Annotated in this window: 12 protein-coding genes; 6 read left to right on the forward strand and 6 right to left on the reverse strand. The window is 38.6% G+C overall.

What is annotated here, in order from left to right:
- Positions 1-12: 12 nt before the first annotated feature.
- Entirely contained in the window at positions 13-3,255 is a 3,243-nt protein-coding gene (locus BUA60_RS05970) for a SusC/RagA family TonB-linked outer membrane protein (RefSeq protein ID WP_143153121.1), read from the reverse strand.
- Between the two features lie 1,193 nt (positions 3,256-4,448).
- Between BUA60_RS05970 and BUA60_RS05980 the strand changes: the two genes are divergently transcribed.
- From BUA60_RS05980 to BUA60_RS05995, 4 genes are all read left to right on the forward strand, one after another.
- Positions 4,449-5,333: an AraC family transcriptional regulator gene (locus tag BUA60_RS05980; RefSeq protein WP_072860760.1), complete on the forward strand. Its 885-nt coding sequence runs from the start codon at positions 4,449-4,451 to the stop codon at positions 5,331-5,333.
- A 444-nt stretch (positions 5,334-5,777) separates the two neighbouring features.
- Positions 5,778-8,873: a SusC/RagA family TonB-linked outer membrane protein gene (locus BUA60_RS05985; RefSeq protein WP_084532492.1), complete on the forward strand. Its 3,096-nt coding sequence runs from the start codon at positions 5,778-5,780 to the stop codon at positions 8,871-8,873.
- Positions 8,874-8,900: 27 nt separating this feature from the next.
- On the forward strand, positions 8,901-10,490 hold the full coding sequence (locus BUA60_RS05990; protein WP_072860761.1) for a RagB/SusD family nutrient uptake outer membrane protein: 1,590 nt from the start codon (positions 8,901-8,903) through the stop codon (positions 10,488-10,490).
- A gap of 98 nt (positions 10,491-10,588) precedes the next feature.
- The gene (locus BUA60_RS05995; RefSeq protein ID WP_084532493.1) at positions 10,589-14,149 is read left to right on the forward strand and encodes a VCBS repeat-containing protein; all 3,561 of its coding nucleotides are present in this window, start codon (positions 10,589-10,591) and stop codon (positions 14,147-14,149) included.
- 186 nt (positions 14,150-14,335) lie between these two features.
- Here BUA60_RS05995 and lysS read toward each other — a convergent pair whose 3' ends face one another.
- On the reverse strand, positions 14,336-16,027 hold the full coding sequence (gene lysS / locus BUA60_RS06000) for a lysine--tRNA ligase (RefSeq protein WP_072860762.1): 1,692 nt from the start codon (positions 16,025-16,027) through the stop codon (positions 14,336-14,338).
- Between the two features lie 225 nt (positions 16,028-16,252).
- Between lysS and BUA60_RS06005 the strand changes: the two genes are divergently transcribed.
- Both BUA60_RS06005 and lipB read left to right on the forward strand, forming a co-directional pair.
- Complete coding sequence (locus BUA60_RS06005) at positions 16,253-16,408, forward strand: YqaE/Pmp3 family membrane protein (protein ID WP_072860763.1); 156 nt, start codon at positions 16,253-16,255, stop codon at positions 16,406-16,408.
- 44 nt (positions 16,409-16,452) lie between these two features.
- Positions 16,453-17,172, forward strand: a complete 720-nt coding sequence (gene lipB, locus BUA60_RS06010) for a lipoyl(octanoyl) transferase LipB (RefSeq protein WP_072860764.1) — start codon at positions 16,453-16,455, stop codon at positions 17,170-17,172.
- 47 nt (positions 17,173-17,219) lie between these two features.
- Here the strand turns inward: lipB and BUA60_RS06015 are convergent, their stop codons facing one another.
- From BUA60_RS06015 to BUA60_RS06030, 4 genes are all read right to left on the reverse strand, one after another.
- A complete protein-coding gene (locus BUA60_RS06015; protein ID WP_072860765.1) occupies positions 17,220-17,912 on the reverse strand; it encodes a TapB family protein in 693 nt (230 codons plus the stop codon).
- 31 nt (positions 17,913-17,943) lie between these two features.
- Entirely contained in the window at positions 17,944-19,281 is a 1,338-nt protein-coding gene (locus BUA60_RS06020) for an OmpA family protein (RefSeq protein WP_072860766.1), read from the reverse strand.
- A 317-nt stretch (positions 19,282-19,598) separates the two neighbouring features.
- Positions 19,599-22,058 carry a PQQ-binding-like beta-propeller repeat protein gene (locus BUA60_RS06025; RefSeq protein WP_072860767.1) on the reverse strand — a complete coding sequence of 820 codons (2,460 nt, stop codon included), beginning with the start codon at positions 22,056-22,058 and terminating at the stop codon, positions 19,599-19,601.
- 29 nt (positions 22,059-22,087) lie between these two features.
- Entirely contained in the window at positions 22,088-22,684 is a 597-nt protein-coding gene (locus BUA60_RS06030; RefSeq protein ID WP_072860768.1) for a ribonuclease HII, read from the reverse strand.
- Between the last annotated feature and the right edge of the window lie 437 nt (positions 22,685-23,121).

Consider the following 23,121-nt stretch of genomic DNA (forward strand, 5'->3'; position numbering starts at 1 on the left):
AGTTTTTGTTTTTTATAGTCCAATACGCACACCTAAAGTGAATGTTCTAAGTAAAGGAAGGCTCAATCCAGAGGTGCTTGAGGCTTCTTCCGGATCTATAATATCCTTGTGGATACCTAATTTAGAAAATGTTAATAGGTTGTCGCCAGAAACATAAAGCTCCAAATTATTGAAGTTTATTTTTTCCAATACATCACTTGGGAATTTGTAGCTGAAATTAGCTGTTTTTAATCTAAGATAGGTTCCATCCTTTAACCAAAAGTCAGAGCCCGCTGCATTCCAAGTTCGTGCTCCACCACGATCAAAAGCGGGCAGTTGGGCATTCGGGTTAGCTCCAATTCCAGGGTTGGAAGGATCTTGCCTCCAACTGTATTTTTCGTGAAGCGTATATGGTACAGTTTCATTATCAAAGGGATTACGTGCTCCTGACGCAATCAAGACATTAAATTTTGATGCACCTTGCCATAACATGCCCAATGAAAAATTCTTATAACTGAAATTACTATTTAATGAGAATAGCATTTCGGCTATATTTCCAAAACCTATTTGGTATTGGTCCTCCCTATTTAGGATGTTATCTCCATTTCTATCTACATATCTGATATCTCCAGGCTTTGGAGAGCCATTTAAATCTTCGATGGTGTACTGACTTAAATAATCATCTACTTCTTGTTGCGAATTAAAAAGCCCATCTGACTGATATCCGAATGTTGTATTGACATAACGGCCAGATCGTTTATTTAAACGAACTTGTACTGGATCGTTTTCATCTATCACTTCCTGATATTTTCCGTAGCGTTCCCTTGCCCAGGTAAAAGTACCGGCAATATTCATCCCAAAATCTTCCCAGGTATTTCTATAGCCAAGAAGAGCTTCGAAGCCACGATTGTTTCTAGAATCTAAGTTTGTAGCCGGCAAATCTGCTCCGAAGGTGGAAGGCAATCCTTCAATAGGAATTCTCAAAAGCCCTTCTCTATTCCTATAAAAGGCATCTAGATTTGCATACAACTTTCCTCCATAAAAGCTCATATCCAAACCTGCGTTGTATATTGTGGTTTCTTCCCAAGTGACCAAGGGGTTGGCGATGCCTTCCGTTCTAATTGTAGAGGTCGGTGTGTTTTCATCCAAATAATAAACCTGTCCAGTTTCTGAAAAACCTGATAAAAATTCAAAAGCTGTATTGCCAATATTGCTGTCTATTCCGGTTTCAGAATAAGACAATCTTAACTTTAATTCATTTATATTTTTACTATCCTGAAGAAAGTTTTCCTTGGCAACATTCCATCCTAAAGAAACTGATGGAAAATAACCCCACCGCACATTCGGACCAAACTTAGAACTCCCATCCCCTCTTATTGTCCCTTCCAATAAATACTTGTCGGCATAAGAATAATTAAGTCGCGCAGCAACACTTTGCCGAGTATAGCTCAATGGAATTCCAATGCCCCCGGTTGTAGTAAGGCCATCATCTCCAGCGCCTACCTCTGGTACATCGGAGGATAATAAATCCCGTCTTAGGACAGTCAATCTTTCGTATAAATTATCTTCTTTCTCTGCAAAAGCGAGGGCTCCAAGATTATGATTTCCCCACTCCTTTTCATAATTAAGATAAACCCTAGAAAGTATTCTTCTTTTAGGATCGTCATTAAAGTTGGCACCCCCTATATATTTATAGAAATCGTTGGTAGAAATAGTAGCTTCTTTTATATACCCTTCACTATCAGCTGATGGGCTGCTTGGGTCATATGACCATACATCATAAGGCTTTCTTAAGCGATTGGCAGTTATTAATCGAAACCTAATATTGTTTTTCAGTCCCATGGTCAATCCTGGGATAAAGGGCATTCTATATTTGATATCTAAGGCAGCCGCCAAAGTCTCCAAATTTGTTCGCTCATATCCGGCAAATTTTTGCTGTACCCTGGCAACTGGAGAGCGCTGTGAAAAACCTGAATAAGGTGCACGGTCGGAATCAGGCAATGTGGGATTAAATATTGGTTGCGCAGTTCTTAGGTCATTCCAAACATCATTCAGACCAATAGATGAATAATCCCTATATTCATCTATATATGAACTATTAAAACTTAAACTAAGATTTTTCGACAGGTTAGCGTCTAGATTATTGGTAATGCTAATTTTTTTGTAATCGTAATCACCGTTAAAAATACCTGATTGATTTAAAAGCCCTACGGAAGTGTAGTATCGAACATCATCGGAACCACCACGAGCACTAATATTATGCTGTTCCAATGTAGCGCCACTACTTTTTAATAAAGCATCTACCCAGTCGTAATTACCTATCTCACCAGATCTAACTTTCTGTAAATTTTCTTCTGTAAATAATGTGCCATAGGCAATGGGTGCATCAGGTGTAGCTGGGTTGTATTGTTCGTTGAAAATACCATCTCTGCCAAGGCGTATGAAGCCTTCCGCACCCGAAATATCTGGAAAAGTCAACCTATTTTGGGTGCCATAAAACCCGTGATAATCAATTTTGGCCTTACCAGATTTCCCCCTTTTGGTAGTGACCAATATAACCCCATTACCTGCCCTGGCTCCATAAATTGCTGCTGATGCATCCTTTAGAACTGAGATGTTTTCTATATCATTTGGGTCGATCCGGTCCAAATAAGATTCAACGCCATCTACTATTACTAATGGCGAACCAAAACCACGAATGCTCAAATTAACATTATCCTGTCCTGGTAATCCAGGATTTTGATTTGTTACCAATCCTGGAATTTGGCCAATAAGAAGATTTTTTACATTGGTGGCAGGCACTTGAACCAAATCTTCCGCCTTTACACTCGATACAGAACCAGTAACATTTATCTTCTTTTGAGTTCCATAACCCACTATAACAACCTCTGATAATGCCGCTGCATCGGTCTCCAAGGTAACTTTTAGATCATCAGTACTTTTAATGATAATTTGTACTGTTTTCATTCCTAAGTAGGAAACTTCCAATACATCCCCAATACTTGCCTCAATGGAGAAGTTGCCATCAAAATCTGTAACAACTCCACGGGTAGTGCCTTTAAATATTACACTTGCACTTGGCAAGGGAACGCCCATGTCGTCTATTACCGTTCCTTTAATTATAGATTGAAGAACTTTGGTTCCGCTTTTCAATAAGAGCTCCGAATCGGTAGAGTTCGCCCGAGAGCTTAAACTCAGTAATAATACAAAGAGCATTGCGTAGGCACTGCCTTTTAGCTTTGCGCTAATTTTTTTTTTGATCATTTGATTTTTCATAAATGGTTGTTTTAGTCTTGGATGATAGAGGTAAGCCCACAAGTTTCTTTCCTTATTTTGTAATTCTCATGGTACAACTAAACATGGATATATTCACTTAGAATTATTCAGGTGCCATTATTAAACTATGATTGATAATCAATAGAAAAAAAACTTGAAAATCTACATTACGTCAATGTTTATTACTGGTAGTTGCGGATGTCATTAGCAAAACTATTAATTATTATGTGTTCAAATATGGATAATAAAGTTGAATACATGGATATTTTTACTTAATTGTGTTAAATGGTAATAAAATCCTGTTTTCTCTTAACAAAAACTTAATCTGCTATAAGTTCCGATTATATTAATAACTCAGTGCTTGTATCATTTTAAGCATTAAATACATCGAATGCGGATTGATGAGGATTGGATGGTATTTGGGCAGGCCGATTTTAATCTGAGGGAAAATTTAGCGGTAGATAATAATATATGTTCTTGGATAAAAATTTTGTCATATTAGATATTGAAATTCCTAATTCTATGATTATAAATGAAGATGAGATTACGTCTTTGAATTAAAGGTAAAAACTGTTTAATATGAAGGCGTAAGTTTTAGTGCTTTTGACATGTTTAGAAATCTGGCAGTGGCGCAATCATCAATGACCTGATATATGTTGAAAATGGGATCAGTTGAATAAACGGGTTTTGGGCATAGGTTTTTTCGAATTAAAAATTTGAAGAGTTAGGTTGACGGGATACCATATACTAGGATGATTTGCTACTTGGTTTTTGTAACTTCCTCGTTTTTTGAAATGTAACCTTGCATTGAATGTGATGTAACTATGGCGTAGGGCGCCTTGTTTTATCTAAAAGATAACACAGGGTTAGAAGTCTAAATCGCTTAATTATCATTAATAACTAGAAAGCAAATATTTATTGAGTTTTGTTTTTAATAGTTGTGGTTTGTTAGGTGTCATACTATTTTCCTGGTGTTATTAAGTTTCTTTAAATTTTATTATTTAAAAACATGGATATTATTATAATGCATGGGGCAATAGTTCCATGTTATTTTGTTTTGTTAATTAACAATATGTTTATGGGTATTCTACTATTTTATTCATGGTTAATTATTAATTTTGAAGTTAAACTCATTGAATTATCAATATTGAATATTATTTCAAGACAAAAACATAGGCAAATCGTACCAAAACATGGATAATTATACTCTAAAGGAGGGATTTATGGGGCAAAAGATGATCGTTCTTCCGGAAAGTATTAAGGTGGAGCTTGAAACGAATGTCATCACGAAAAATTTCTATATCACAGATATAGGATATTATCCAAAAGCCAATTTTCATCACAGAGCACGTAAGAAGGGTGCCGATGAATTTATTCTAATATATTGTACGGAAGGACAGGGAAAATTGACAATTGCAGGCGAACAAATTCTAGTTCTTCCGAATCGCTTTTACATTATACCTAAAAAAACTGCACATAAATATGGTGCCGATGATCTTAATCCCTGGAGCATATATTGGATGCATTTTGACGGCCTTATGGCCCAAAGTCTATTTGATAGATATCGTTCCAACCTTAATAAATATGAAATTGTACCATTCGACAGCGGCCGAATTGAACAGTTCAATCAAATATTTCAGATTTTAAGCAGTGACTACGTAATGCCAAGATTGGAATATGCCAATATTTTGGGATTGAATTTTTTAACTTCTTTTGTTTTTCTTGAAATTGACCGATCACTTCAAGTGAATGACCGGAATGATCTTGTAGATGGCATTATAGATTTTTTGTCCAATAATCTGGATAAGTCCTTGAAATCGGATGATATTGCCAAGGAGTTCAATTACTCCTCCTCATATCTTTTTAACCTTTTTAAAAAAAGAACCGGTTATTCCCTTATTCATTTTTTCAATTTGAAGAAATCACAAAAAGCTTGTGAATATCTCAATTATACGGACCTTAGTGTCAAAGAGATATCCTTTAAAATGGGGTTTGAGGATCCACTTTATTTTTCGAGACTTTTTAAAAAGTATATAGGAGTTTCCCCGAAGGCTTACAAGGAAAAACAGAGCAACTGAAACTTGTATGGATTTTGTATGGTTCCTTTAAGATAATAATATCTCCATCAATCTTTAGGTTTCTTTTTCTTTCCAATGATACTATAAGGTAAAAAATAGGCGTATTTCTGAAAACCCAAACTATTTAGTTTGGGATGGGGTTGGATTGACTATTGGTGGAGCTCCAATTTCTTGGAAGTTGTTAAAATGTAATATTATGGTATTTGTTAGTGCGATTTTAACAAGTTGAACCAGTAAAAATTGGTATATCCATAAACAATAATGAAATAATCCATATTAAAATAAAATTGTCCATTTGTAAAATAGCCAAAACCTACTACTATTGTTCTAGGTTAAGTGGAGATCCAATTCTATTTTCAGGTTTTTTACTTTCCGATATTCTTTTTTTAACAGAATGGGTAATTAGTAAACCCAATTTTAACTAACAACTAAAGACCAACTCAAATGAAGTACACTTTGCTTAAATCATTTCATTTAAGGCTCGGATATTTATTCGTTGCCTTTCTTTTATTTGGTTTTACCGCGGCGGCACAGAATACAGTTTCTGGAACTGTCACCGATGGGGAAACTAACACTCCTTTGCCAGGGGTAAATGTAATTGCCGGATCTTCCGGTGTAATAACGGACTTTGATGGAAATTACGAGTTAAATGTGCCGGACGGAGTTACCGTTCTAACATTTTCCTCTTTAGGCTTTGCCTCTCAGGAAATTAATATTAATGGTCGTAATGTCATAAACATAACTCTTGAACCACAATCTCAAGCCTTGGATGAGGTGGTTATTGTTGGTTATGGTACCGTCAAGAAAAGTGACCTTACCGGATCGGTTTCCTCTATAGATGGTGATTCGTTTAAGGAACTGCCGGTTACATCCGTTGATCAGGCCATACAGGCAAGGGCACCTGGTGTACAGGTTACTCAGGCATCTGCCGCACCGGGCGGGGGTGTATCTGTGCGTATTCGAGGTTCCAATTCCATTAATAGTGGTAGTGAACCATTATATGTAGTAGATGGCTTTCCAATTTATCCAGACAATGAAGCTTATGGTGCAGGTGGTAATAGAAGGGCATCCAATGCACTTGCCTCCATAAACCCTAATGATATTCAGTCCATTGAAGTGTTGAAGGATGCTTCGGCTACTTCCATATACGGATCAAGGGGGTCTAACGGTGTGGTTTTGATAACTACCAAGCGTGGTAAGCAAGGCAAGTCCAAAATTAGTTATGAAGGCACCTATTCCACTCAGACCATAACAAATTCTATTGACGTTTTGAACGGATCTGAATTCGCAACTTATTTAAATACACTTGAAACTAGTCAAGGCGGTGCGCCGATCTACTCACAGGCACAAATTGATGCTTTTGGAGAGGGGACCAACTGGTTGGATGAAGTTACCAGGGTTGGGACCATACAGAACCATCAACTTACCTTTTCTGGAGGCAATGAGAATTCTCAATATGCATTAACCGGCAATTATCATGAAAATGATGGGATTGTTAAAAATACCGATTTCCAGAGGTATGGAATCCGACTTAATTTGGATAATAAGGCACTAAACGATTTGGTGAATATCAGTTCCAGTTGGGCCATTAACCGTACTGAATCCAATAACGCCCCTACAGACCGTGGAGGTCCAGGTGGTATTATTATCACTGCTTTGGGGCTGGATCCTACCGTTCCCGTACGTAATGAGGACGGAACCTATGCTTTGGCTTCCTACGACGGACGTTTTTCGATCAATCCTTTGCAGGAATTGGAGTATGCTACTGATCAGGATATCACTACCAGGATTCTGGGTAATACAGGGTTCACCTTTAACATATTGGAAGGACTAAAAGCAAAGACGAGTTTAGGCGCCGATATCCTAAATGTAAATCGTACCAGTTTCTTTCCTTCTGTAAATACGAGGTTGGGTAGGGACAATGCCGGGGAGCTTACTTTGGCCAATAGAAGTTCTTCCAACTTCCTTAACGAAAACATTCTTACCTATAACACTCAAATAGGGGAAAAACATTTTATCGATGCTGTTGCAGGGTATACTTTCCAAAAGGAAGTTAATAAATATACTAGCACAACAACAAGGGGTATTACCGCGGCATCAGTAGATCAGGCTACACTTCAGGGAGGACCGGACATACTTACACCTTTCTCCAACAGAAGGGAGTGGTTGTTGGAATCCTTATTGGGGAGGGTAAACTATAATTATGATAGCAGATATTTGGCTACGGTTACCTTTAGGAGGGATGGATCGTCAAGGTTTGGAAAAGAAAACAAGTGGGCCAATTTTCCTTCCGTAGCTTTGGGTTGGAATTTGTCCAACGAAGCTTTTTTTGAGAATTCAAAGTTATCGGAAACCATGAACAAATTAAAATTAAGGGGTAGTTGGGGGTTAACGGGTAACTCTGAAATTCCGGTCTACAATTCCTTGGCTAACCTTAACGAATACAATTATGTGTTCAATGGTGGTTTGGTATTGGGACTTGCTGATGGTAGATTAGGAAATCCTGATTTAAAATGGGAATCTACCACCATGACCAACGTTGGTCTGGATGCTTCTTTTTTTAATGACAGGCTAAACCTTACTTTGGATTATTTCTATAACCAAACAGAAGATTTGTTACTTTTTGTGACCATTCCAAGTAGTTTGGGCTTCGAGTCGATCTTGAAAAATTCAGGTTCCTTGGAAAACAAAGGATTTGAAGTTGGCCTTGATGGTTATGTTATTGACAACGAAAACTTTAAATGGAACGTTTCCGGAAATGTCTCTATTTTAAGAAATAAACTATTGGACCTTGGGGATAGTACACCGTTTTTCTCAAGCTCTACAAGTGGTCACTTAGGTGTTGATGGTAGTTGGGTGGAAGCTGGTAACCCAATTGGTGTCTGGAGAGGTTATGATTATATAGGTATTTTTCAATCTGAAGCTGAAATTGCTAGTAATCCTTCAAGATCTGGCGATAAACCAGGATATCCTCAATATAGGGATGTGAACGGTGACGGGCAGATAACCCCTGATGATTACGTAATTATAGGTGATCCCAACCCAGATTTTACCTGGGGACTTAATTCGACCCTGAATTACAAAAATTTTGACATGGGTATATTCTTTAGGGGTTCTCATGGTTTTGATGTAAGAAACTTACAAGCCTCTGAAATAGGTGATGGCGTGCAAAAAATAAATCAGCTGGCCAATATTTTAACTGATTCATGGACACCATCCAATACCAGCGCTTCAAGACCGGTAATAGATGGTAACAGGGATTTTGCAAATTCATATAGGGATTCGGATTACTTTATTGAAGATGGGTCTTTTATCCGACTGCAGAACATTTCTCTTGGATATACCATACCAAATATTCAAAAGTATATAAGTAGGGCCCGTGTATTTGTAAGTGGTCAAAATTTGTTTACTATAACCGATTATAGTGGTTTTGATCCGGAAGTAAACAATAGGGGACAGAATAACTTGAATAGAGGCGATGATTATGATGCCTACCCACGTTCTAGAACACTGACCTTGGGCGTAAATCTGGAATTTTAGTAACTTTAATTTAAAAAAAAATATACGATGAAGACATATAAAAAATTTAGGTATTACCGCCTCCTCTTCTTTTTTGCAATAGCAATACCGCTGGTAGGATGTTCGGATTTGGAAGAAAATCCGGATTTTACTACCCAAGATAATTTCTTTGCAACAGCAGAGCAATTGGAACTTGGTGTCAATGCCGTCTATGATGGAATTGGTTATGGTAGGGATTGGTTTAATCATTACTATGATCGATTTGTTTTTGAATGCCTTGTAGGGTACCAAGTGGGTTGGGAAAAAGGACCATTAGATTTTCAAAATGGGAACGTTAACCCTAGTGATGACTATATAGCTACGTATTGGAGAATATCCTACGAAAATATTAATAGGGCAAATGCTATAATCCAGAAGGCCGATCAACTAAAGGAGGAAGGTGCTCCCAATACGGCCTTGATAGATAGGGTAAAGGCAGAAACAATGTTCCTAAGAGCCTTTTACTATTACAATCTTGTTCGTTATTTTGATAATATTCCAGTAACAACGCAAAAAACGGAGAGCGATAAGGACCTTCCGTCCAATGAAAATGGAAAACGCCTGGCATTGGACCTAATTGAAGATGATTTAATCATAGCGGCTGCAGTTTTACCTGAATCGTATTCTTCCGGAAATGTAGGTAGGGCAACCAAATGGGCTGCAATGGCACTGTTGGTGAAGGCATATTTACAGGATGAAAAATGGGGTGAGGCACGGACAACCGCGGAAACTATTATGACTGAAAGTGGACTTGATCTTTTTGATGATTTTGCACAAAACTTCTCTGTAGCTGATGAAAATACAGGTGAACGTATTTTTGAAGCTCAAGTATCATCTTCGGCCAACTCTGGTGAAAATCAGAACTATCATCAACATTTCATTCCAGGTGATCTTCCCAACGATTTAGGTGGTGTGGGTTGGCATTGGATAAATTCTACACAAGCATTCCGGGAAAAATATGATCCAAATGATAAGAGGATTGCGGGCACTTTTATTAGTGAGTATCCTACAACCAGAGTAGGACCCAATTCAGCAGGAGAAAGACCAATAGTGAAATGGAGTGCAGATGCATCGTACAATTTAAGTCGTTTTGGAGGAATGGTTTCTGCAGATGCTGATCCCAATAATCCCGATGAACTAATTTTTGGTAACGGTTGGTCGGCAAAATACACCGAAATGGGTATATCCAATGCAAACCTTACCGAGAAGAATATTGTATATCTGCGTTATGCGGATGTATTATTGGGTCATTCAGAGGCTGCCAATGAGAGCGGTACTGGGGATCCTTATCTAGGTATCAATTTGGTACGTGAAAGAGCAGGTTTGGATCCCCTTTCCGGCCTTAGTAAGGAGCTGCTGAGAGACGCTATAGTTAATGAGCGGGTAATGGAATTTGCTATGGAATGTGAGGTTTATCCCGAGCTTAAAAGAAAAAGTACTTTTGGAGGTACACCGGATTATTTGGGTGATTATATTCAGGAATTTATAGATACATATGGTGTGGACCGAACATTAAAGGCCAAGGATTATGTTTTGCCAATTCCATTGAACGAGGTGTTGGGAAATCCCAATGTTACACAGAATCCCCAATATCAATAGTTTTTTGAGTTAGTTAGAGTTTTTTTGAAAACCTGTCATAGTCGACAGGTTTTCTGATTTTTATGTAGTAATATTGATGTGTAAAGTTTTAATTTACAATGATGTATAAATTTGCCAAGGTACTATTCTTTGCCATAATTTTCATACAGGTTATTTCTTGTAAGGATAGTGGATCCGGAGAACCTGAAAAGTCTGAACACGAACCGCTGTTCAAATTATTGTCGAACAATATTACCAACATATCCTTTAATAATCTTATTGAAGAAAATGACACCTTTAATATGGTCGATTTTTTTTATGTCTATAATGGCGGGGGAGTGGCCATTGGGGATATTAACAATGATGGTTTGCCGGACATTTATTTCACAGGAAATATGGTAAATGATAAATTGTATTTGAATAAGGGAGGGCTAAGTTTTGAGGATATTTCAGATTCAGCTGGAATCGTTACACCTGGGTGGTCCACAGGTGTAACTATGGTAGACATTAATCATGACGGACTGTTGGATATTTATGTGTGCAGGTCTGGGAATTACGATAAGGATGAACGAAAAAATCTCCTATATATAAATCAAGGCAATCTAAAATTTATTGAACAGGCTGAAGCCTATGGTATAGCGGATACTAGTTATTCCACACAAGCTGCCTTTTTTGATTATGACAAGGATGGCGATTTGGATATGTATCTTTTAAACCATACCAATGATATTCGGGACCCTAATAACGTAAGACCATTGAAAAAGGATGGTAATGGTCCTGCCAACGATAAATTGTATCGTAATGATGAAACAAAGGATAAGGGAATCGTCTTCACTGAGGTTTCAAAAGAAGCCGGAATAGTTTTCGACGGACTTGGTCTAGGGGTTGGGATAGCGGATATAAATAACGATGGATGGGAAGATATTCTGGTTACCAATGACTTTATTGCTAATGACTACCTCTACATCAATAAAAAAGATGGAACTTTTCAAGAAATGGCCAAGACCTATTTGGACCACGTAAGCCATTTTAGTATGGGTAATGATATGGCCGACTTTAACAATGATGGTTTGGTTGATATCGTTACGATGGATATGCGTCCAGGAGACAATTATCATGAAAAAAAAATGTCCGGACCACTAAATTTCGACTTATTTGAACGCACATTACAACAAGGTTATATGCCCCAGTACATGCGCAATACCTTACAAATCAATAATGGGACTTTGGATAACGGTCATCCAAATTTTTCGGAAATTGGTCAATTGCTGAATGTGGATGCTACGGATTGGAGTTGGGCTCCTCTTTTTGCGGATTTCGACAACGATGGACTCAAAGATCTTTTTGTGACCAATGGCTATTTGAGGGACATCACCGACCTCGATTTTATAAATTATACAGGTTCCTTATCCGCCAATGTTTCCAAGGATAGTCTAGATTATATACTTAAACAAAAAGCAAAAGAAATGCCGTCCATTAAACTGGCTAATTTTTTGTTCAAAAATAATGGCAATTTAAGTTTTGAGAATGTGGCGGAAGCGTGGGGCCTTGATCAGCCTTCCTTGTCCAATGGTGCGGCCTATGCAGATTTGGATAATGATGGCGACCTGGATATTGTAATCAACAATATTAACCAGACTGCTTCTGTATATGAAAATAGATCCCAAGCGGTTTTGGGGCATCATTATTTGAGTATTCATTTGAAGGGAGATGGTTTAAACAGCATGGGTTTGGGTACAGAGGTCATTTTGTTTCAGGATGGAAAACAACAAATAGTGCGACAGGCTTTAACAAGGGGATATCAATCTGCAATAGACAAGACGATTCATTTTGGTTTAGGTAAGAAAAAGGTCGTCGATAGTGTTATTGCCCGTTGGCCAGACGGGAAAGTGAGCAAATTATTAAATCCTGAGTCAGACAAGCTATTAACATTGTTACAAGATGAAGCTTCCATGGAAATAGCCTCAACAAATAGCAAATCAACAAGTGGCCTATTTAAGGATATTGCCACATCTCTAAATTTGGACTATTTGCACAAGGAAATGGTGTATTATGATTTTAACCGACAGTTTCTTTTGCCACATAAACATTCTAATCAAGGCCCAGGATTGGCAGTCGGCGATATTAATAACGACGGAAGGGAAGATTTTTTTCTTGGAGGAGGATATAATTATAGTGGTAGATTATTTTATGGAAGTTCCGACGGAACTTTTGACGTAAAGTTATTAATCCCCAATGAAAAGGATAAATATGAGGAGGATACAGGTGTATTGTTTTTTGATTACGATGGAGATGGTGACCAGGACCTTTATATCGTAAGTGGAAGCAATGAATTTTACGAGGGGTCTGAATATTATCAGGATAGACTTTACACAAATGATGGACAAGGGAATTTTAAGTTGGATGTAAATGCCCTGCCTAGAATCAGTACTAGTGGTTCTTGTGTTAGGGCTTCGGATTTTGACATGGATGGAGATCTTGATCTATTTATTGGAGGACGATTAACACCCTTAAAGTATCCTTTGCCCCCCAACAGTTATTTGTTGGAAAACGTTGATGGGATATTCAAGGATGCCACCAACAAATTAGCGCCGTCCCTTAGAAAAGTTGGTATGGTCACAGATGGACTTTGGACCGATTATGACGCCGATGGAGATACAGACCTGATCGTTGTGGGTGAATTTATGGCAATTCAATTTTTTGAGAATCAGAATGGTAAATTTATAAACAGTTCTGAAAAAACTGGACTAACCTATACTTCTGGTTGGTGGAACAGTATAAACGGAGGCGACTTTGATAATGATGGGGATATAGACTACGTTTTGGGAAACCAAGGTTTAAATACCAAATACAAGGTCTCTCCAAATGAACCATTAACCATATACGCTAAGGATTATGATAAAAATGGTAGTATAGACCCAATCATGTCATCCTATAATAATGGCCATGAATACCCCGTACATTCTAGGGATGATCTTATTAAGCAGATTCCTCAGATGAAGAAAAAATTTCCTGATTATGCCAGCTATGCCCAAGCAACCATGCCCGATGTTTTGTCCGAGCAGGAAAAAAGCAGTTCATATATTACCAAGGCTTTTCAATTCGCTTCGGTCTATCTTCAAAATAACGGCAAAGGTAAGTTTGAAATTAAGGTTCTTCCCAATGAGGCGCAAATGGCCCCAGTGTATGGTATCCTAATTAATGATTTTGATGAAGATGGTAATTTGGACGTGTTAATGACCGGTAATAACTATGGTACGGAAGTGGGTGTTGGGCGCCACAATGCTTCCAAGGGAACCTTGTTAAAGGGTAATGGAAAGGGAGAATTTAACGGTATTTCTGCAATAGAAAGTGGATTGGGAATAAACGGTGATAACAGAGGGGCAGTTTCAATAAATATTAAGGGTCAACAATCCTACGTTTTTAGTAGAAACTCTGATACTTTGAAGGCTTATGTTGTAGATAACCAGTCAAAACCAAGGTTATATATTGATGTATTACCCAATGTGGCCAAAGCTACAATTAAATATAAAGATGGCTCAGAGCGTCTTCAGGAGTTTTATTACGGTTCTTCATATTTGTCACATTCCAGTCGCACATTGTTCCTTAACGGAAATGAAAGTCAGGTAGTTTTCTATGATTTTTTTGGCAATGAGGCTGCCGTACATGATTTAAAATAGCAAAACTTTGTGAATGGGGTATAGTTGTATTTTGAAGTTGGACATTAATCTTTTGATTGCAATAAAAGGCTCCCAACTAAGGTGGTATAGTATAAAATAAAATGCTTGCAGGTCTCAATTAAAAAGTCGAGAATTGCAAGCACTTGTTATTGAAATAGGTCTATTGTAAATTTTCCGCTGCAGGAGTTACTTCTTCAGAATAACCACTTTTGTGTCGCCCTCGGTGGCAACCTTGATCAACTCGTGCTTGGAAAGGGCCTTCATGGATTTATCCCATTTTTTGCCACTTAAGCCTGCTTTGGTCTTAAGCTCATCCAGGGCCAATTTGCCTTCCGGTTTTAGCAGGGCAAGGATTTCCTTTTCTTCCTCGCTAAGTTCCAGTTGTTTCTTTTCTGGTCTCATTTGAGGAAAGAAAAGTACCTCTTGTATGGAAGCATTATTGGTCATCAACATGACCAAACGATCAATTCCGATACCGATACCACTGGTAGGGGGCATTCCGTATTCCAAGGCCCTTAGGAAATCTTGATCAATGAACATGGCCTCGTCGTCCCCTTTTTCCGATAGTTGAAGTTGTTCTTCAAATCTTTCGCGCTGGTCAATGGGATCGTTCAGCTCGGAATAGGCATTGGCCAATTCCTTTCCATTTACCATGAGTTCAAAACGTTCTGTCAATGCCGGATTGTCCCTGTGCTCCTTGCACAAAGGACTCATTTCTTTGGGGTAATCTGTAATGAAGGTAGGCTGTATGTAGTGATGTTCGCATTTTTCACCGAAAATTTCATCGATAAGCTTGCCAACTCCCATACTGTCATCAACCTCAATATTTAATTTTTTGGCAACTTCCCTAAGTTCCACCTCGTTCATCCCGGCAACATCAAAACCGGTATGGATTTTAATAGCTTCCAAAATGGGTACCCTAGGGTAAGGGGCCTTAAATTCTATCTCATTTTTGCCAACGGTTACCTTGGAAGTGCCGTTGGAATCGATAGCCACTTTTTCCAGTAGCTTTTCGGTCATATCCATCATCCAATTGTAATCCTTGTAGGCTACATAAAGTTCCATGACGGTAAACTCAGGGTTGTGGGTACGATCCATGCCCTCGTTTCTAAAATCCTTTGCAAATTCGTAAACCCCATCAAAGCCACCAACAATCAGCCTTTTTAGGTATAGCTCATTGGCCACCCTTAAATATAAAGGAATGTTCAATGCGTTGTGGTGCGTCATAAACGGACGTGCTGCGGCACCTCCGGGAATGGGTTGTAGAATAGGGGTCTCCACCTCCAAATAGCCGGCATCGTTAAAAAACTGACGCATACTATTGGTGATTTTGGTGCGCTTTATAAAATTTTTCTTAACGCTTGGGTTTACTACCAAATCCACATATCTCTGACGGTAGCGCAGTTCAGGGTCGTTAAATTCATCGTAAACTTTTCCGTCGGCATCTACTTTTGGTAAAGGCAATGGGCGCAAGGATTTACTTAGTAATGTAAAATTCCTTACCATTACGGTTTTCTCGCCTACTTGTGTGGTGAAAAGTTCCCCTTCTATACCAATAATGTCGCCAATGTCCAATAATTTTTTATACACATCATTGTACAAGGTCTTGTCGTCCCCAGTACAAATTTCGTCCCTGTTAAAATAGACCTGTATACGGCCTTCGCTGTCCTGCAGTTCCGCAAAGGAGGCCTTTCCTTGTATCCTTCTGGACATAAGCCTTCCGGAAAGAACTACTTTTTTGCCTTCTTCATAGTTCTCCTTGGCCTTTTTAGAAGTACTATTTACTGGATACAGTGCAGCGGGATAGGGGTCGATGCCCAATTCCCGTAACTTGCCAAGTTTTTCCCTTCTAATTACTTCTTGTTCCGAAAGTTGCATATTCTTATAAATTAAGGCTGCAAATATAGGCACTCTCCGTTAATCTATCAATCCAAAAATTGGAATTGATTGTTTTCAAAATAGCCTATTCAAATTATTCCCATTTTCCTGTAACAAAATGTCCGTTTTTTAGTCAAATAGGTATAGCTGTCCTTCCAAGGGGCGGAATAAAAGTAGTATATCAGTCCCGAGGAGGGACGTCATCAATCAAAAATTGAAAAAAGCATGGGCTGTTTTAGGGTCTTGTTGGCCATTATTTTCCCGCCTTTGGCCGTAATTGGCAAGGGTTGTGGCTCTTTTATTATCGTTTTTCTGCTTACTCTTTGCGGGTGGGTGCCTGGCGTTATTGCCGCCTTGATCATCCTTAACAATCCAAACTAGGGTTTTGAGATTTGGTTTATGGCCGGAGTTTGTATCTTTGCAGGATGAACAAAAGGATTCTCTTAGAAGATTTGGGACTTAAGGATTACAAGGATACTTGGGATTACCAGGAGCAATTGTTCAAATCTATAATCGACTTAAAAATAAAGAATAGGAGGGAGGGTTCCCAATTGGAAACGCCCAATCATTTTTTGTTGGTGGAGCATCCGCATGTATACACTTTGGGGAAAAGCGGGGATATGGATAATCTGTTGGTAGATGAAAATGTACTTACCGAAAAAGGCGCAAAATTCTACAAGATAAACCGTGGCGGGGACATCACCTATCATGGTCCGGGACAGATTGTTGGTTATCCTATTTTGGACCTGGATAATTTCTTTACCGATATTCACAAATACCTCAGGTTTTTAGAGGAAATGGTTATTTTGACCCTGGCGGACTACGGTCTTAATGCGGAGCGCTCCGAAGGGGAAACAGGGGTTTGGTTGGATGTGGGTACCCCATTTGCCCGAAAAATATGTGCCATGGGGGTACGAGCCAGCCGATGGGTAACCATGCACGGTTTTGCATTGAACGTGAATGCCGATCTGGGCTATTTTGATCTGATGATTCCCTGCGGCATTAAAGGTAAGGCCGTTACTTCTTTGAATGTTGAGCTTGGTAAAAAGGAAGTGGATATGGCCGAGGTGAAGCAAAGACTATTGAAGCATTTTTCTAACTTATTTGAAGCTGAATTTCAAAGTTGTGACCAACAATTATGCTAAAAAACACAAAATACAGGCCTCGGGCTTTTCAGATTAAATGTGCTGATTTAGTTGTTAAGCTTGGTGAGAAGCATTTGGGTGGTTAGGTCACCTTTTTTATTATAGGTTTCCTGTTTTACCATTCCTACCTCTTCAGCAAGCCATAACTTGGATTGCATTATTTGTTTTACGCCCATGGTCTCAGAAATATTGTCCTGAGTTATCACGTAACACTTAAAGTTTCCTGCTGGCGTGGTGACATTTTCTGTTTTTTCCACTACCCTATTTAGCTGGTCTACTTTAATATTCATGTTCATACCAGTCATTTTGATGGCTATGGCTACATTGGCGTCGTCTAAGCCCTGTCCAACACTAAGGTTGTTGGGCAACTCTATATCTGTTCCGCTAATCTCCATTTCCATTCCCATATCCGTATATTGTTTCATCATTTGTGCAGGTACCAAAGAATTGTAGTCTATCTTGACTATATCCTCTGAACAGCTGATTTTATAATCGGATACAAATATTTCCTTGCCTTTTTCATCGGTAAACTTCATATTCATGGTGGCGGTGGTAACACCACCTGTATTTTCAACATTTGTAATAGAGTAGTCGGTAATTCCTTCTGTCTTTCCTTTTTTGTTGGTCATTGTATATTGAAAACTTGTGCCCTCCTCCATTGGGTAGTATTTACTACAATTTTGGGAGAAAGCGATGGAGGTTACAAGGAAAAAGCTATAAATTAAGATAAGTGTTCTCATGTTTTAGATTTAAGATGGATATGTATTAAGGTTATATTTTTTTGAAAACGACACGCCTGTTTTGAGCTTTGCCGTCGGGAGTATTGTTATCCCCTATGGGTTGGCTTTCCCCCTTGCCTTGGGTTTGCAAACGGCTGTCTGAAATACCATAAACACTAACTAGTGCATTTTTCACCGCGGCAGCTCGCTTTTGTGACAAGCTTAAATTGGCATCTTCAGGGCCATCGGCGTCGGTATGGCCAATTATCATTAGGTTCATTCCGTTTTCTTCCTGTAAAACTTGGGAAATTTGTCGAATGATCCCCATGGATTGTGGTTGGATATTGGCCGAACCGGAATCGAACAGAATCCCATTGGTGGAAACTTCCCCTTCTGAAATCAATTTACGACGTAAGTCCAAACCGCCTTCGGCTACTTTAAGGTTGCTGATGAACACGCGTTCCTTACCATCCTTAAAATTGTTCATATGAAATTTTAAAGATTTCAACACGGCTCCTTGGGGTACTATCCTGGGGATATCTATATGTTTCTCCTCGTTGACCCATAATCGAAAACGCTGTTTGTTTACGGCAATGGAAACATGTGGCCTATCTAAAATCTCATCCCTAAGATCGGCCCTAACAACACTGTAAATTTCTCTTTTGTTATTAATGTGGTTGGCCATGGTGATGCCTATTGGAGAGTATTGGCAAAAAGGAATATGGGCATGTACAAAATTGGCGCCGTCTTTAAATTTGTCGTCATCACTTAAAGCTACCCTAAGAAATGAGGTAGAAGATGTCTTGTTGTCCAACCCTAGGGCCATGATATCAAATTCAATGGTGTATTCCTCGGGCAAATTTGGTATGTCCGGAATATAATATATGTTGTATCCCGAAATTAATTCAAACCATTTCTCGTCGGAATCATTTATGGATACAACTTCCCCACCGCCATTGGTATTCCATTTGGAAGGGAAATCGCCAATGAAATCATTGGAGAAATCATCAAAAAATAAAGGCTTGTCTCCAGGTACGTAGTCAAATTTACTGTATACCTCAATGGTCTTTTTGGTAGGCTGTCCCGGTGTGCTGCCACTGTCGTTGTTTCCACCCACATTTCCGGGATTGTCTTGACCCGAAGGAGGTAATGGGTTTTCTATCTGTGTGTCTGTAGGAGATTTTTTAGAACCTGGTTCCAAAATACTGTCCAAGACTTCATCTGTCTTTTTTGAAGCTTCCCTATCCACCCTGTTTTCTACGGTTCGTTCTACGGCCCTTTCTGCCCGCTTACCCAATTTTTTCAAAATTTGGCTTTGAAGGGCGCCGGAAAAAAAGAAAAGCAATAGAAAAGCTGGGAATATTTTGGGGAATACTTTAATGGGATTCATGATTTTTATTTTTAATGTTCTCGTCTTGTTTTGTTCTCAATCAACTTTGGCTCAATATGTTATCTAAATTTAACAAAATTTCAGGCTTGCTCCAGGACAGGTGTATATGTTGCCTGTTTTTATGTATTAATGGTGTGTTAAAACCAATGGTTAACATTTACATTAAAAAAGTTTACAAGAAAAGAAATGCGGCAGTGGCTAGGGAAGCCCTATAATGTAAGATTAATGGCAATTTTAAATAGTATTTTTCCTATCCAAAAAAAGTAAAAACTTACCCAATAGGTTATTCTGGATGGTATTTATCTCCCTTATTTTTCCTAATTGATTTTGTATACAATAATGGAGTTGTCCTGATCCTTAGCTACAAGCTCCAACTTATGGTCGTTGTCCATATCAATTAAATCAATACTGGAATTGCCAGGAACGGGAAAGTTGGAAATGGCCTCTGCCTGACTGTCGAAAAGATAGATTTTCTGGTTCTGTATGTCCGTAACGCTTATATATATCTTGTCGTTTAGATAGAATATCCGTGGTTTTGAATATACCCCCAGGTCCAATTCCACTTTTTTGCTTCTTATGGTCAGTACATTATCGTTCATAATGGCCAGGGTATTGCTTGTGGCATCCAAACCATGGTCTGGGAGTAGGTTTAAGTTGGCAGTGGTTGTCTTGCCTTTTTCATCTATTTGGAAAAGATGGCCTTTGGTGTCGGTAACCGTAAACTTGTTTTTATGAAGGAGAATTTCGTTGTCGGAAAAATTTATTTTATTGGACACATTGACCCTTGTATCACCGGTCCTGGACAATATTTTTAATTCGCCACCTTCCTGTTTCATGACCAAATAATCCTTTTTTCCAACCCTAAAATGCTTGGGTGTGCCCAGAATGGAGTTATCTGCCTTAGTGTATTTAAAACCTTTTACTATCTGTCCCGAGCTATTGTACATAAATAGTTTTGTTCCTTGGGTAACCAAAAACCTATAATCCTTTTTGCGGTCGTAATCAAATACGGCCAAAGGGTTTAAATTGCCTCCTTCAAAGGTGAATGTAAAGGGGGGCACATCCTTGCCATTTCTATCAACTATCATAAATTGGTTGTCCGTAGTGAAGGCCAATTGCAATCTTCCATTTTTGTACAGATCAACCTGCTCTACACGTCCCTGGATTCTACCACTTAGTTGTTTTTTCCATATTACCTTGCCGTCCGTAGAAATTAGATAGAGATTGTTGTCCTGGTCCTGAACTATAATTTCGTCCTTGTTGGTCCTATGGTTTTTTACAAATTGGGGAGGTGTTACTATTTCCGTGTCCAACTGCAGGGTGAAATAGGGAATGGTTTTGTTGAGCGTGGTTTCGTGGGCAATTTTTTGGAAAAGTACATTGGTGTGGTGAAAATTGTCATCCACGACCATTTGAGCTGCAAAGGAATACTCGGATAGCTCCTTGGTCTTAATGTTTTTAACGATGTCCTTGTCCATGTATTGTTCCAAGAAATATTCAATACCATCGGCATTGGAAACAAAGAGCATGGAGGACTCATCTGCCAATTGTTCTTTTGCTGTTTTGTAAACCGAAGTTTTTTCAAAAGTGGAAACATTTTTAAAATTTCCAATGAAGGTTTTTAAGGTCTCCGGAGAAGGGGAGAACACAAATGCATTTTCTATAATAGTATAATAATTGGCTTCAAAATCTTGTATCAGTGGATTGAAATAATGATTAAGGAAGTCGGACTTGGAGAGCCCAACAATTTCATTGCCTTGGTATTCTTCCGAAGCTTTTTCCAGTTTATCCAGATAGTTCAGGATATTCTCGGAACCATAGGTGTGCAGTATGACCGCCTTTTCGTTGTTCAGATACACAAATCCGATTTCTTCCACTGCCTTAAAAGTAGTGTCTATGACTACGGAGCGGTCCAAGTATTTTTTTTGGTTCAAGGCAAAGTTTTCGTAATTGTCAAAAGTAAAGGCCATTATGGCATCGGAGGCCATAGGGGCCAGAGTTGGTGTCCTTGGCGTTAGGGCATGGCTGCTTTTAAAAAGATTACTATAGTTTATTATAGAATCGTTGGCCATACTTATACCATTTAATTTTAGATGGTCCTTGTTGGTGTTAAAATCAAGGGATACCCAGTCCGTAAATTTGGATATATCAACTTTATGTCCGTCAGACAAAATGTGGTTAAGCAAGGGGTTGCTTTTATTAGTGTTTATAAAAATATTGGCACTACTCTGGTTATTGGCGATTTGATACAATTTATTCAAGGATTCGTCTGCTGCTAGGTCCCTTTCATTGCGAAGTATATTTTCGATTAGCATTTGCGCGGAGCTAACTATAATTTTGTCATCCAAAACGGTGGAAAAGAAATTGGCCCCGTCCACAGTGTAGCGGTCAAAGCTTTTGCCCTCGTAACTTATATTTTCGACCACCTTATCGCTGCCATCCTCAATCAGAAAAAGATCATCACTGTTTTGGGCAATCAATAGCAATTCAAAATTTGCCTTCCCCAGTTCCACAAAGGCCAAAATACTCTCGCCATTGGGCTGAATATATTTTAAGGATTTCAATTTTTCCAGAACAGAGCTATAGGTAGCGGTATTGGATAAGGTCTTGATGAGGTCACTATTCTCCAATTCACTGGAAAATGAGGGCTTGTCGTTTATTTTTATGATAATGGCACTATTCTGAGGAACGTAGTATAGTAATGGTGAGGTCTTAGAGCTTTGTTCTGTGCATCCGATCAATAGTATAAAGAGTACCGCTAGTATTTTCAATTTCATAAATAAAGCTTTGAACAAATTTAGGATTTTTAAACGTCCAGTTTTAATTGATCTGGTAATTGTCTAAAAGTTTTTCTATGATATTTAGTGATGCCGTACTTACGTATGGCCTCCCTGTGTTCCAAGGTGGGATAACCTTTATTTTTTATCCAGTTGTACATAGGGTATTCCAAATGAATTTTTTCCATATAAGCGTCCCTATAGGTTTTGGCCAGAATGGAAGCAGCTGCGATGCTGAGGTATTTGCCATCTCCTTTTACAATACAGGCGTGGGGGATGTTGTGGTAAGGGTTAAACCTGTTGCCGTCCACAATGATAAATTGGGGGTCCGTTTTTAATTGGTCCAGTGCTTTGTGCATTGCCAAAAAGGAAGCGTTCAAGATGTTGATTTTGTCAATTTCATCTGGAAAAATCTGGGCAATTCCAAAGCTGGTGGCATTGGTTTCAATGATTGGCCTAAGTAGATCCCTTTTTGCAGAGGACAAAATTTTTGAGTCGTTTAGGGTGTCGTTGGAAAAATCTTTTGGTAAAATAACGGCTGCAGCAGTTACGGGGCCTGCCAAACAACCCCGACCGGCTTCATCCGTGCCGGCTTCCAACTCATATTTGTAAAAGGCTTTTAACATTTATGTAATGTTCTAAAGTTGTTTGGGATTGGAAATACTTCATCAATCTTTTTAGCTGTCCGTAAGGCAATCCGGACCCAAGCCAATGTTTATCCCTAACTGGTGTCAAATATAAAAATTTATAAAGGGGATGAAGACCCATGGGGAACAAATTCTCGGTTGTATAATATTTTAGTTCATGTAATGTTTCTTATTCCCGAAGGCCAGAAATAAGTTGATAATTTTGCTCTGAAAAACTGGTTAAGGAGTGGTTCTGTTACAAAAGAGGTCTTTAAAAAAAATATAAGTCGATCTAAATCTGTTAAAACTTAGTCAATAAATGGGGTAGGAATTATCTTAGGTTAAGAATCTTGAAGTAATTGACACAATTCTTTAGGTTAATTATTGTTAAATGGTAAAAATATTAACAATTTAACAATAATAGGGGGTTAGTTTAA

Source organism: Arenibacter palladensis (genome assembly GCF_900129275.1).
In the GTDB taxonomy this organism is placed as follows: domain Bacteria; phylum Bacteroidota; class Bacteroidia; order Flavobacteriales; family Flavobacteriaceae; genus Arenibacter; species Arenibacter palladensis.

Bases quoted from the DNA above. Each gene is read 5' to 3' on its own strand.
- BUA60_RS06025 (WP_072860767.1), bottom strand. From the start codon at position 22,058: ATGAAATTGAAAATACTAGCGGTACTCTTTATACTATTGATCGGATGC.
- BUA60_RS05985 (WP_084532492.1), top strand. From the start codon at position 5,778: ATGAAGTACACTTTGCTTAAATCATTTCATTTAAGGCTCGGATATTTA.
- BUA60_RS06015 (WP_072860765.1), bottom strand. From the start codon at position 17,912: ATGAGAACACTTATCTTAATTTATAGCTTTTTCCTTGTAACCTCCATC.
- BUA60_RS05980 (WP_072860760.1), top strand. From the start codon at position 4,449: ATGGATAATTATACTCTAAAGGAGGGATTTATGGGGCAAAAGATGATC.
- BUA60_RS05970 (WP_143153121.1), bottom strand. From the start codon at position 3,255: ATGAAAAATCAAATGATCAAAAAAAAAATTAGCGCAAAGCTAAAAGGC.
- BUA60_RS05995 (WP_084532493.1), top strand. From the start codon at position 10,589: ATGATGTATAAATTTGCCAAGGTACTATTCTTTGCCATAATTTTCATA.
- BUA60_RS06020 (WP_072860766.1), bottom strand. From the start codon at position 19,281: ATGAATCCCATTAAAGTATTCCCCAAAATATTCCCAGCTTTTCTATTG.
- BUA60_RS05990 (WP_072860761.1), top strand. From the start codon at position 8,901: ATGAAGACATATAAAAAATTTAGGTATTACCGCCTCCTCTTCTTTTTT.
- BUA60_RS06005 (WP_072860763.1), top strand. From the start codon at position 16,253: ATGGGCTGTTTTAGGGTCTTGTTGGCCATTATTTTCCCGCCTTTGGCC.
- lipB (WP_072860764.1), top strand. From the start codon at position 16,453: ATGAACAAAAGGATTCTCTTAGAAGATTTGGGACTTAAGGATTACAAG.
- lysS (WP_072860762.1), bottom strand. From the start codon at position 16,027: ATGCAACTTTCGGAACAAGAAGTAATTAGAAGGGAAAAACTTGGCAAG.
- BUA60_RS06030 (WP_072860768.1), bottom strand. From the start codon at position 22,684: ATGTTAAAAGCCTTTTACAAATATGAGTTGGAAGCCGGCACGGATGAA.